Consider the following 12,834-nt stretch of genomic DNA (forward strand, 5'->3'; position numbering starts at 1 on the left):
GGATGGGCGACGAAGAGCTGAAGCAGGAGGTCCACCAGTACGTCGAGGACGTCTGGGAGGACGTCGTCAAGGACATCGAGTCCCTCGTGGCCATCAGGTCCGTCGAGGACATGGGCAACGCGAGGCCCGGCATGCCCTATGGTCCCGCACCCTACGAAGCGCTGAGCGAGGCGCTCCGGATCGCCTCTCGCCTGGGCCTTGACGCCCACGACTGCGAGGGCCGGATCGGCTATGCGGACCTCGAGGGGGACTCGCCCAAGCAGATCGCGACCATCGGCCACACCGACATCGTCCCCGAGGGGACCGGCTGGCACTACGACCCCTTCAAGGTCACCCGCAAGGACGGCTTCCTCATCGGTCGCGGCGTCCTCGACGACAAGGGCCCCACGGTCCTCTCGCTCTATGCGGCCAAGTACTTCGTCGACAAGGTGGCCGCCACGGGCAGGAGGCTGCCCTACACCCTGCGCTGCATCCTCGGCAACAACGAGGAGACCGACATGCGCGACGTCGAGTGGTACATCGAGAACTTCGAGCAGCCCGAGTTCCTCTTCACGCCCGACGCGGACTTCCCGCTGATCTGCGGCGAGAAGGGTGGCTACTCCGCCACCATCCGCTCGGGCAGGGTCTCTGACGTGATCGTGGACTTCGACGGCGGGACGGTGGGCAACGCCGTCGCCGGCGAGGCCGCGGCCGTCGTGCGCGCCAGTGCGGCGAGCCTTCCCGCGGCGGAGCGCATCGACGTCGAGGAAGCGGGGGAGGGCCTCGCGCGAATCGTGGCCCACGGCATCGGCGCGCACGCCTCGACTCCCGAGGGCTCCATCAACGCGATAGGCCTCATCGTCGACTACCTGCTCCAGAACGGGCTCTGCGGCGAGGGCGAGCGCGAGTTCCTCGAGCTCGAACGCCTCGTCTTTGGCTCCACGGACGGCTCGACCCTGAACATCGCCGCGACGGACGACCTCTTCGACCCCCTCACCTGCATCGGTGGCACCATCCGCACCAAGGACGGCGTCTTCGAGCAGACCATCGACTCCCGCTATCCCAAGTCCATCACCTCCGACAAGATCACGGCTGAGGTGGGCGCCCTCTGCGAGGCACACCACTGCAGCCTGACCGTCGATCTCGACATGGTGCCCTTCTACACCGACCCCGCCGCCGAGGGCATCCAGACCCTGGTGCGCACCTACAACGAGTACACGGGTCGCAACGACCAGCCCTACACCATCGGAGGCGGGACCTACGCGCGCCACTTCAAGGCCGGCGGCGCCTTTGGTCCCAACGACCCGCACTTCCCCATGCCCTACTGGGTCGGGGCCGAGCACAGCGCCGACGAGGGCTTCGAGGAGGCGCAGTTCAAGCGCGCTCTCGAGATCTACATCGTGAGCATCGCCAGGCTCATGGAGCTCGAGTTCTAGAGGCGCGGCCAAGACGTGGCCTCACGCGTGCGCGGCCGGGGTGGGAATCGTCCTGCTTCGGCCGCGCCGTTTGGCTGAATGGTTCCTGTCATTTCCATGCCACGGCCTACACTAGGAGAGGTGTGGAAAATTTTTTGATCGAAAGGACCCTCACATGCGCTTAAAGGGTGCTCAGGGGCTTGCCTGCATCTCTGGTGCGATCCTTGCGGCGGCGCTGCTGCCCACGTCCCTCGCGTGTGCCGTCGAGCCGGCGACGTCACCGGCCTCGGGAGGCCTCGGCGAGGTCACGGCGTCCGCCCCCACGACGTCGGACGAGGAAGGGGGCGCAACGATTCCGGACGAGCTCAACCGGCCCGACGGGCCTGAGGGGCCGGCCGCTTCCCCCCAGGGGGACGCGAAGGCATGGGATGGGGCGGGTGCGCCGGGCACGGCGGAGGATGCCGTGGTCCACGTGGCGCCCGTCCAGGAGGAAGGCCCCGCAGCCTCCGACGAGAAAGAAGCCCCCGCAGCCTCCGACGAGGGGGAAGGCCACGCAACCGAAGGCACTGCCCCCGAAGTGGCCGAGGGCGAGGCGGCGACAGCTCCCGAGGGGGGCGTCGTGGAGACGCGGCCCTCCGCTGCCCCCGAGCCGATGGAGGCCAAGGAGCCCGTCCTGATGGCGCGCGAGCTCGCCGCCCCTGCCACGAACTCCGGCAAGGCCAAGGCGACGTCGCGGGCAACGGCCACGGCGCAGTCGGCGAAGAAGGCGCCGACCGCGCCCGTCGCGCAGCCCTCCGCCAAGCAGGCTCTGGCCGAGGGGAAGGAGTCGACCCTTTCCTACGACGACGTGCACCGCCTCTACAACCCAAACAGCGGCGAGCACTTCTACACCACCTCGCCCAAGGAGCGCGACAACCTCGTGCACGTGGGCTGGCGCTACGAGGGCGTCGGCTGGATCGCGCCCAGGACGGGCCTCGACGTGTTCAGGCTCTACAACCCCAACGTCGGCGACCACCACTACACCCTGAGCGACGAGGAGCGCAGGACGCTCGTGCACGTGGGCTGGCGCTACGAGGGCGTGGGCTGGCATTCGGCAGGGAAGGGCGGCGTTCCCCTCCTGCGCGAGTACAACCCCAGCGCGAAGGCGGGCGCGCACAACTTCACGGTTTCCAGGAACGAGGACTCCCACCTGACCTCCGTGGGATGGAATGGCGAGGGGGTCGCCTGGTATGGGGCGGCCACCTGCGCCGCGGCGTCGGTCGGCAGCGAGGGGGGCAGCCATGAGGTCCGCTCCACCCAGTTGGACGGCGGGAGCTACCTCTTCCTTCCCTCGCACGCGACGGACGAGACCGTCGTGCGCTTCACGGACTGGGCGGGAGACCTGCTGCGCCCCTACGTCCAGCAGGGCGGGAGGGAGTCGAGGGTCGATGGCCCCCTCACGCTCGCGGCGCTGAGGAGGCTGGGAAGCGCCAACGGCCAGGGGGACCTGTCCCTCTCGCTCAGGATGGCGCCCAGGCTGAGCCCCCAGAGCCTGACGATCATGCGCTCCGCCAGGATCGAGACCATCTACCTGTCGAGCGAGGACGCGAAGGCGAGGGGCCGTGCCTACGTCGAGGCCGACCCCAGGCACGAGCGCAAGGCGAAGGTGGTCGTGAGCGCGGTCGACGCCCGTGGTGGCGTGATATACGAGAGGGACGACGCGTCAAAGGGCAAGCTCTCGACCGTGAAGGGCAGGGGCAACTCGACCTGGGGCATCGGCAACAAGAAGCCGTACCAGGTCTCGCTCAGCAAGAAGGCGGACCTGCTCGCGACGGGCAACAAGGAGAACCAGTCCAAGAAGTGGGTGCTCCTCGCAAACGCCGCCGACCCCACGCTCATGCGCAGCAGCATAGCCTACGACCTTGCCCGTGAGCTGGGCATGCTGGGCGTGGAGTGCGCCCCGGTGGACCTGTACTACGACGGCGAGTACCGCGGCAGCTACCTCCTCACCGAGAAGGTCGACGTCGGGTCCGGCCGCGTGGACATCCACAAGCTCGAGGACGACTACAAGAAGGCAAACGAGGGCGTTGACCCCGACTCCCTCCCTGCCGCCATACGCAAGGGCGCAGGCGGCCTCGAGTATTCCTGCGTGCCGGGGGTGCGCGACCCCAAGGACCTGAGCGGCGGCTACCTGCTCGAGCTGGACGACGCCTGGCACAAGGGCGAGAAGAGCTGGTTCTCGACCCAGCATGGCCACTTCGTGCTGAAGAACCCCGAGGTGGCCTCGGAGAAGGCGGTGCTCCACGTGGCGGCCGCCATGCGCGAGGCCATGGCAAACGCCGACAAGGGGCGCTTCAACCTGAGTGACGGCTACTCCTTCGACCTCGACTCCCTCGCCAAGACCTACCTGCTGAACGAGCTCCTCAAGAACGTCGACGCATTTGGGACGTCGACCTACTGCTATCTCGACGCCGGGAGCAAGACCTTCGTCTGGGCCCCCGTCTGGGACTTCGACTCCTGCGGCGGCACCCGCACCGACCACTATGACTCGGAGTTCTCGCGTTATGAGGGCTTCAGCCTGATCAACGGGGCCTGGGTGCCCAGGATCGCGGCCGTGCGGAAGCGCATGGGGGAGGTCTATGGGGGCCAGCTCTCCCCGCTGGTCGACAAGGTCCTGCTGGGTGGCGGCTCCGCCCGGGGTGGGGAAGGGCAGTTGCGCTCCATCGCCTTCTATCGCGGCGAGCTTGCCGCCTCAGAGCGGATGAACGAGACCGTCTTCGGCATCACGCACTTCGATAACACGGTGAGGCCCTTCGACAGCTGGGCCGGGAACGTCGACTACCTGACGACCTGGGTCAGGAACAGGAATGACTGGCTGCGTGATGGCATCTCCCATGCCGGCTCGCCCAACGCGCCGTTCGTGTACCAGGGCTTCGACTACGGCATGGTCTTCGACTGCGAGTACTACCTGGCGTCCAACCCCGACCTGAGGGCTGCCTTCGGCGGGAGCCCCGAGGCGGCGCTCGCCCACTTCGCGGAGTTCGGCATGAGGGAGGGGAGAAGGTCGAGCCGCAACTTCGACGTGAGGGCCTACCGTGCCGCCAACCCCGACCTCGACCGGGCCTTTGGCAACGACCTCTCCCAGTACTACCGCCACTATTGCCAGCTTGGCTTCAAGGAGGCGCGCCCCGTCCGCTAGGCTCTCCACTTCGGAGCCCAACGAGCAGCAGGCCCCTTGGCATGGCCTCGAAGCCCCCGCCCACCCCTTGGGATGGGCGGGGGCTTGCGTCGACGGATGCGCTCGGGGAAGGGACTCGGCTATGCGTCGGGAGCGTCCTCCAGGGAGCGCAGGATGCCCGTCAGCACGTCGCTCGGGTCGAAGCGGTTGAGGATGCTCACGAAGCTACGCGCCACGGGGAAGACCTCCGCGTCCACGGACGCGCGGGCGCAGTCCTGGAACGCCTTGCTCATCTCTGGGGTGGGCGCGAGGGGGATGTCGTTCTCCTCGAGGAGCGCCTCGGGGTCGCCCGCCTGGAACTGTCCCCCCAGGCCGACGAGCGCCAGGCCCTGAAGCCCCATGCCCTGCGCCTGGGCGAGCCTCGAGAGGTCGAGGCGGGGGAGGAGCCTTAGCAGGTGCCTCACGCAGGCCCCGGCGAGGGCGTGCTCCCCCCTCTGGCCCAGCAGCCAGGCAAGCGAGAGGTACGACCCCGCGATGCCCTCCGGGTCGTGCGCGAGCGCGAGCCCCTCCTTGAGGACCCTCTCGGCCGCCTCGGGCCCCTGGGCCTCGAGGGTCGCGCGTGCCAGGGCGAGCTGGGCGGAGCGGTCCAGGGGGGCGAGCTCCACCATCCGTCTCGCCTCGCGCAGCGCGTCCTCGCCCCTGCCCGCGGCGACGTGGCAGCCCGCGAGGAGCGCGTGGCACTCGAAGTAGGCGTCGGGCACGAGCATGAGCGAGACGCCGTCCCTGCCGTAGAGCCGGTTGTAGAGCGTGCGGTCGACGAAGTTGGCGAAGTAGCGCCAGACGACCCTGTCCGCGTCCTCGTAGCTGCCGGCCGCGTCGACGGGGGCCAACGCCGCCTCGCAGAGGGCCCGCGCCTCGTCGAAGCGGCCCTCCGCCATGAGCTCCTGGCCCTTGGCCGACGCCCTGGTGAGCGCGTCCCCGTTCAGGAACTCGTCGCCCACGCTGATGGCGTCCTCCTCGAGCGAGCCGTCCACCAGCTTGGTGACACAGCGCTCCGCCGCGGACCTCACCAACGGGTCGGGGTCGTCGCCCGCCAGCTCGAGGATGGTCTTGACGTTCTTCTCGACCGAGCCGTCCTGGGAGGCGGGGACCAGCCTCCTCATGATGTCGAAGGCCAGGACGTTGCGCTTGTCCCCCTCCTCGATGGAGAGCCCGTAGACGCGCTCGCAGCCCAGGGCGCGGGCCACGGGCTTGCTGAGCCTGCGGGTGCTGAGCGAAGGCGGGAGGTGTCGCATGGGAGGGCAGAAGCGCCCCTCGGCGAGGCTGAACCCCTGCCGCACGGGACGGAGGACGCCGTCCTCCACGCGTATGACGGGGACGAAGGGACGGAAGCTGCGCTCGAGGTCGTCCAGGCGCTCGAGGTCGAGCCGCGCGAAGCGCCAGCGGTCGAAGTCGACCGAGATGTAGCAGCGATGCGTGCTCGCGCCGTTGACCACGCCGGCGAACCAGACGTGGAGGACCTTGGACGAGCTCCGGAAGGCCGCCGCGGCGAGGAGGATGGCAAGGCGCCTGGCATAGTCAGAGGCCGCCTGACGGCGCATCTGGCGGGTGCTGGGGACGACGCCGAGCCCGCTCACGAACATGGACGAGGGGAACACCGACTCCGGCGTGAGCTCGACCTGGATGGCGACGTTGCCGTCGGAGACGTTGCAGCGGAAGTCCGCCTCGAGCCGGTAGGGGAGCTGGAGGTTCTCGATCGCCGAGGAGATGGCCCTGCGCACCGTCCACTCGCCGTCGGGGAGCTCGCCCTCCTGGAGAGGCACGGGCTGGTCGAGGGGCGGCATCTGGGCGCAGATGGAGCTCGCCAGCTCGCGGTCGAGCTTGTAGCAGTCCTCGACGCTCACGTTGCCCGGCTCGTCGAAGTAGCTGGCCGCATAGCGGACGGAGTTGAGCGCCGCCTCGATGGCAAGCACGCGGAGCTTTGCCAGATAGGGAAGCTCCGGCTCTAGGATGCGCAGGTAGATGCCCTGGGTGGACGAGAGCACCGCGACGTCCACCTGTGGGAGGCGGACGTCCTTGGAGAAGAGCCCCGCCTCCTCGAGCCTGCGTGCCAGGTAGAGCTCGAGGCCCGAGGGACGTGCCACGACCTGCCCGTCCTTCCGCACGCGTGTCGTGCGGAAGGCGAGGGGGTCGAGGGCGCCGGGGGCCTCGGGGTCGCCTCCGTCGGGGAGGGGCGTCTCGTCGCCCCTCCCCTCGACTCGTGCCTGGCGCGTGCGTATGTCGCCCACCAGGGCCTTGAGGAGGCCGAGGGGGTCGGTCGTGGACGCGAGGGCCCGCGCGAGCGAGGGGTAGTCGAGCTCGGAGCGCAGGGCGTCCCCGCTGCCAGGCTCCCCGCCGCGCGCGTCGCCCGAACGACCCTCCTCCGGGGCTTTCGCGGCGTCGCTTCGGGCCATCGCCTGCTCCCAGGCGGGAGCCGCGGCCTCGATCGCGACCTCGCCGCCGACCTCGGGAGCGCTGACGACTGCGGTCGTGACGGGGTCCCCGCCCTCCGCCTGCTCGCCGGTCCCGAGCCCGTCCACCCGTGGGGACGTGGCAGGCGGCTCGTGCCTTCGTGCCGCGTAGGCGAAGAGGCCGAGCCCCAGCCCCGCCGCCGCGGCGCTGGTCGCGACCAGACCCCAGGCGAGGCTCTGCATGGCAAGCGCCTGATGTCCCGCGTAGGCGAGGCAGCCTGCGAGCGCGCTGGCGGGGATGGCCAGGAGCAGCCCTCGGGCGGACATGTTGTGGTGACGTTCCTGCATTGTTCTCCAAACGACGGGTCCCCTCCCCCGGTTTATACCCAGGGAAGGGGACCAGCTCGGCAATTCGCAACAAGGTCACGTCAGGGGCTGGCAGGGGGGCAGGCCTAGGCGTCTCCCAGCTCGGTCGGCCAGACGCAGCCCTCGGGGAGGGTGGCGTTGCCAGACTTGATGTCGTCGGGGATGGAGCTGTCGGAGGCCAGGAGCTCGTTGATGGTGACGAGGGTGTAGCCCTGCCCCTGAAGGCTGCTGATGATGGTGGGGAGCGCCTCGACGTCCTGGTCGCGGTTGCCGCCGCCGTCGTGCATGAGGATAATCGAGCCCGGCGCGATGCCGTTCAGGGCGTTTGCCGCGATCTTGTCCGCGCCGGGCCTGCGCCAGTCCTCGGAGTCCTGGTTCCAGATGACCGAGCACGAGAGCAGTCCGCCGGACTTGAGCCAGGTGGACTCCTTGAAGGCGCCGTAGGGCGGGCGAATCACGGTGGTGCCCACGCCGTCGGTATCCCGGATGGCGTCGAAGGTCCTCTTGAGCTCGTCCCTGAGCGTCGCCTCGTCCAGGGTCGGGAGCTCCGGGTGGGTGTAGGAGTGCGACGCCACCTGGCTCCCCTGGGCGACGACCGCCTTCGACAGGTCGGGGTACGCCGCCACCTGGCTGCCCAGGTTGAAGAAGGTCGCCCTGGCGCCGTATTGGTTGAGGATGTCCAGGTAGCGCTGGGTGTACTCGCTGGGACCGTCGTCGAAGGTGAGGGCGACGAGCTTCTGGTCGTTGTCGGGCTTCACGTTGTGGAGCATGATGACGCAGTCCTGGACCTCGTCCACGGTGGTGTCTGCGGTCTCTCCCGAGGTGGTGCCGGTGCGGGTCTCGACCCTGCCGGGCCTGCCCCACTGCGACACGTAGGCAACGGCGCCGTAGCCGCCCTGCATGAGCAGCTTGGGCTGGACCTCCCTGGTCGTGGCGCTGTACTCCTCGCTGCGGTCGGCTCCGTCGCCGATCTGGATGTCGTCGCCCGCCTTGGCGCGGTATGAGCCGATCTGGTCCTGGTCGAGGTCCGCGCCGTTCACGCGGGCGGAGAGGGCGAAGCCCTTGCCCTGCTCGAGCACCTTGCCCGAGACCGAGACGAGGTTTCCGGCGTTGGGCGAGAGGGACGCGGCGTCCCTCACCTGCTCGAGGGTAGCCCCCCTCGTGACCTTCAGTCCCTGCCCGTTCACCTTGACCTGGACGGGCCTGCTGGTGGCGAACCAGACGCCGCCTCCTCCCAGCGCGGCCACGACGGCGAGTGCGATGGCGTTGCGGCGGGTGAGGTTGGGACCGCCGGGGGCGGCCGTGTCCCTGGGGCCGGCAAGGGGCCGGGAGCTGCGGTGGGCGCTCCCGTAGGTGGCGGTGGGGATGTAGTGGCTCGCTCCGGTGGAGGTCGCCGTGGGCTGCCGGCGGTGCTCGCCGTCGTGGCTCGTATGATGACGCTGCTGGGCGTGGGCCTGGCTGCCGCGGGCGAGGGAGTCCGCGTCCCTGCGGGTGGTTCCCTTGCGGGGGTGGGGAGTGCTGCTCATGGGACCGCTTCCGTTCTGCTGCGTTGGTGCCCTACATGTTCAATCAATCTAACACGCAGAGCCCGCGCCCCTCCCCGGATTCGGTCGTTTTGGGGCGATTGCATAGGGTGCATACGGGGCGGCGGCTCTGGCCGGAGGCTAGATCCGGCGGATGAGGAGCCCGCTCCTGAGCTTGGGCTCGAACCAGGTCGACTTGGGGGGCATGAGGCGTCCCGCGTCGCTCACGGCCATGAGCTCGCCCACCGAGGTGGGGAAGAGCGAGAAGGCCGCCCCACCCGCGCCGGCGAGCTCCTCGAGCCTGCCCGTCCCCTCGACCCCGCCGACGAAGCGGATGCGTTCGCTCGTGCGCGGGTCGTCGATGCCCAGGAGCGGCCCCAGGACGCGGTCCTGGAGTATGCCGGCGTCGAGCCGCGCCACGGGGTCACCCTCCGGGAGCGTCTCGTGGTCCCTGAGCCTGAGGCCGTGCCAGGAGCCTCCCACGAAGAGGCCGAACTCGTGCCGCGCGCCCGGGACCGCGAAGGAGGGGCCCTCTCCCATGAGGTCGAAGCCGGCCTGGCCGAGGCCCCGGAGGAGGTCCTCCGGCGTGAGTCCGGCGGTGTCGAACAGGACGCGGTCGTAGGGAAGCACCCTGAGCTGGCTCGCGGGGAAGAGCACCGAGAGGAAGAGGTCGTAGGGCCTCTCGTCGCCCTTGGCGCAGGCACCCTCGGGGCGCCCGTCGGCGCGCCTGCGCTCGAGGCTCAGATGGACGGCGCTGGCGGCGCGGTGATGGCCGTCGGCGATGTAGGCGCAGGGCACGGTCTGGAAGCAGGCGCGCAGGGCCTCCACGGCAGCGGGCCGCGCGATGCGCCACATGGTCTGGCGGACGCCCTCTCCGTCCGTGAAGTCGTAGAGGGGGCTCGCCTGCGTGGCGGCGCGGACGAGGACGTCGATGGCGTAGTTGTCGCGATAGCAGAGGAAGATCGGCCCCGTCTGGGCGCCCGTCGCGCGGATGTGCTCGATGCGGTCCGCCTCCTTGGCGGCGGTCGTGCCCTCGTGCCGGCGGATGGTCCCATCGAGGTACTCGTCCACGGCGCACGCGCAGGCTATGCCGGTCTGCGCGTGCCCGCCCTGCTCCAGGCGCCAGACGTAGTAGCAGGGGGTCGCGTCGCGCAGGAGCGTGCCGTCCTGCGCGCGCGCCCTGAGGAGCTCGGCCGCCTTGGCGTAGACCTCGGGGGCGTACATGTCCTGGTCGGGCGGGAAGGCGGTCTCGGGCCTGTCGATGGCGAGGAAGGAGTCGGGGTGCGCCTCGACGTACGCCGCGGCGGACCTGCGGTCGAAGACGTCGTAGGGAAGGCTCGCGAAGCTGGCGGCGCGCTCCGGCGTGGGCCGCAGGCAGCTCATGGGCTCGGCTCTCATCTGCATTCCTCCTTGCAGCTCGTCAGGTGGCGCCCGCGTGGGCCGCTAGGCCTGGGCCGGCCTGATCACCCTGATGCGGTACACGCCGGGGATGGCGCGCAGGCGGTCGTAGGTCTGGCGGTCGAGGGGGGAGTCGGTGTCCACCAACGTGTACGCGTGCGCGCCCCGCGAGGCGTTGCTCATGCGCTGGATGTTGGTGCCCGTGCCAGCGAGCGCGGCGGTGAGCTGGCCGATCATGTTGGGGACGTTGGCGTGGAGCGCCGCGAAGCGCCCCTGGCCCTGGCAGGGGCCCATGTCGCAGTCGGGGTAGTTGACGGAGTTCCTGATGGTGCCGTCCTCGAGGTACGCCTTCATCTCGCCCACGGCCATGCGGGCGCAGTTCTCCTCTGCCTCGTCGGTGCAGGCCCCCATGTGGGGCGTGATGAGGGTGCGGGGCATCCGGGTGGTCTTGGGGGTCGCGAAGTCGCAGACGAAGCAGCCGAGCTTGCCCGACTCGAGGGACCTGGCCACGCCGTCCTCGTCCACGACGTCCGCGCGGGCGTAGTTGAGGAGCATCGCGCCGTCCGCCATGAGGGAGACCTGCTCCTCTCCCAGCATGTGGACGGTGTCCTCCTTCGAGGGGACGTGCAGCGTCACGTAGTCGGCCCCCTGGCAGAGCTCCTCGAGGCTGTCCACCCGCTTGACCTCGCGAGAGAGCTGCCAGGCGTGCTCGACGGAGAGGTAGGGGTCATAGCCGTAGACGTCCAGACCCAGGTTGATGAGGGCGTTGGCGACCTTGGAGCCCACGGCGCCCAGGCCCACGACGCCGGCCTTGCGCCCGATGGCCTCGTGGCCCACGAAGGCCTTCTTGCTGCGCTCGCTCGCCCTCACGATGTCCGGGTCGCCGGCGTTGCTGCGCACCCAGTCGATGCCGCCCGCGGTGCCGCGGGAGTTGACCAGGATCATGCCCACGACGAGCTCCTTCACGGCGTTGGAGTTGCCGCCGGGCGAGTTGAACACCACGATGCCGCGCTTGGCGCACTCCTCGAGCGGGATGTTGTTCACGCCGGCGCCCGAGCGCGCGACGCAGCGCACGGAGGGGCCGAAGTCGATGCCGTGGATGTCGCTGGCCCGCACCAGGATCGCGTCCGCCTGGCTTATGTCGTCGGTCTTCTGGTATCCCTCGCCAAGCTCCGCCTCGCCGTCACGGGTGATCCTCTTGGCTATGTTGTCCATCACCTTCACGTAGCGCATGCCTTCTCCTTTGGTCTGCGACCTTCTCCTTGGTGGGGGCGCGGGACGCCCCGCAGGTGCCGGGCACGTCCCGGCTAGATGGGCCGCGTGCGCGGCAGGTGCCTCGCCTCGAAGTCGGACATGTACGCGAGGAGCGCGTCGACGGCCTCCTGGGGGACGGCGTTGTAGCAGCTCGCGCGCATGCCGCCGGCGAGGCGGTGCCCCTTGAGGTTCGCGATGCCCCTCTCGGCCGCCCCCGTCACGAACTCCCCGTCCAGCGCCTCGTCGCCCGTCCTGAAGCAGACGTTCGCGATGGAGCGGTGCCCGGGAAGGACGCTGGGCGAGAAGAGCGCGCTGTGGTCGAGGTAGTCGTAGAGTGGTCCGACCTTGGCGAGGTTGCGGGCCTCCATGGCCTCGAGCCCGCCCTGCTCCTCGACCCAGCGGAAGACCTTGCCGCACACGTAGATGCCCCAGCAGTTTGGCGTGTTGAGCATGGATCCCCTCTCCGCCTCGAGGCGAAAGTCCATGTAGCTGGGGCAGACGCCGAGCGCGGGCCCGTCCTGGACGAGGTCGTCGCGCACGATGACCACGGTGACGCCCGCGGGGCCGGCGTTCTTCTGCACGCCTGCGTAGACGAGGCCGAAGCGGCTCACGTCCAGGGGGAGCGAGAGGAAGCAGCTCGAGACGTCGGCCACGAGCGGCACGGAGCCCGCGTCGGGGAAGTCGCGCATCATGTTGCCGAATACGGTCTCGTTCTGGCAGAGGTAGAGGTAGTCGAGGCTCTGGTCGAGGTCCGAGGGGAACTCGGGCACGCGGTCGAAGCCGGTGCCCTCGCTCGAGGCGACCACCTCGGCGCTGCCGTACCTCCGGGCCTCCTGGCACGCCTTCTGGGACCAGTTGCCGCTCACCACGTAGCCCGCCCTGCCGTGGCGCATGAGGTTGAGGGGGACGCCCGCGAACTGGAGGGTCGCGCCGCCCTGGAGGAAGAGAACGTGGTAGTTGGCGGGGATGCCCATGACGCGCCTGAGCGTCGCCTCGGCGTCGTCGATGATGGACTGGTAGAGCGGCGAGCGGTGGCTCATCTCCATGACGGACATGCCTGACCCCCGGTAGTCGAGCATCTCTTCCGCGCACTCGCGCAGAACGGGCTCGGGAAGGGCCGCGGGACCCGCAGAGAAGTTGAAGACGCGTGCCATCTGTCCTCCAGACCTGGACGCCAACGTGCGCACTCAGAGCCATCGTAGCGCGCCCGGCAGATGTCGCGCCACGCGCGGCCCAAGGCGACGGCAGCTTGTAACCTTGCGTGATGGCGGGCGCGAGGGGGGCAGGTTGGG

General features: G+C 69.6%; 7 protein-coding genes. 2 read left to right on the forward strand and 5 right to left on the reverse strand.

The window, feature by feature from the left end:
* The first annotated feature begins 2 nt into the window (after positions 1 to 2).
* Positions 3 to 1,415, forward strand: coding sequence for a Sapep family Mn(2+)-dependent dipeptidase (locus HMPREF1008_RS06315; protein WP_009279024.1), 1,413 nt, complete (start codon positions 3 to 5; stop codon positions 1,413 to 1,415).
* A gap of 154 nt (positions 1,416 to 1,569) precedes the next feature.
* Positions 1,570 to 4,572 carry a CotH kinase family protein gene (locus HMPREF1008_RS10245; protein ID WP_009279025.1) on the forward strand — a complete coding sequence of 1,001 codons (3,003 nt, stop codon included), beginning with the start codon at positions 1,570 to 1,572 and terminating at the stop codon, positions 4,570 to 4,572.
* 119 nt (positions 4,573 to 4,691) lie between these two features.
* Here the strand turns inward: HMPREF1008_RS10245 and HMPREF1008_RS06325 are convergent, their stop codons facing one another.
* From HMPREF1008_RS06325 to serC, 5 genes are all read right to left on the reverse strand, one after another.
* Positions 4,692 to 7,349 (reverse strand): tetratricopeptide repeat protein, encoded by a 2,658-nt coding sequence (locus HMPREF1008_RS06325; protein ID WP_009279026.1) that lies wholly within the window; start codon positions 7,347 to 7,349, stop codon positions 4,692 to 4,694.
* Positions 7,350 to 7,453: 104 nt separating this feature from the next.
* The gene (locus HMPREF1008_RS06330; protein ID WP_009279027.1) at positions 7,454 to 8,893 is read right to left on the reverse strand and encodes a polysaccharide deacetylase family protein; all 1,440 of its coding nucleotides are present in this window, start codon (positions 8,891 to 8,893) and stop codon (positions 7,454 to 7,456) included.
* A gap of 138 nt (positions 8,894 to 9,031) precedes the next feature.
* The gene (locus tag HMPREF1008_RS06335; protein ID WP_009279028.1) at positions 9,032 to 10,288 is read right to left on the reverse strand and encodes a DUF1015 domain-containing protein; all 1,257 of its coding nucleotides are present in this window, start codon (positions 10,286 to 10,288) and stop codon (positions 9,032 to 9,034) included.
* 45 nt (positions 10,289 to 10,333) lie between these two features.
* Positions 10,334 to 11,521 carry a phosphoglycerate dehydrogenase gene (locus tag HMPREF1008_RS06340; protein WP_009279029.1) on the reverse strand — a complete coding sequence of 396 codons (1,188 nt, stop codon included), beginning with the start codon at positions 11,519 to 11,521 and terminating at the stop codon, positions 10,334 to 10,336.
* Between the two features lie 74 nt (positions 11,522 to 11,595).
* The gene (gene serC / locus HMPREF1008_RS06345) at positions 11,596 to 12,696 is read right to left on the reverse strand and encodes a 3-phosphoserine/phosphohydroxythreonine transaminase (RefSeq protein WP_009279030.1); all 1,101 of its coding nucleotides are present in this window, start codon (positions 12,694 to 12,696) and stop codon (positions 11,596 to 11,598) included.
* Between the last annotated feature and the right edge of the window lie 138 nt (positions 12,697 to 12,834).

Origin of the sequence: Olsenella sp. oral taxon 809 str. F0356 (assembly GCF_000233535.1) — a bacterium.
GTDB lineage: Bacteria > Actinomycetota > Coriobacteriia > Coriobacteriales > Atopobiaceae > Olsenella_I > Olsenella_I phocaeensis.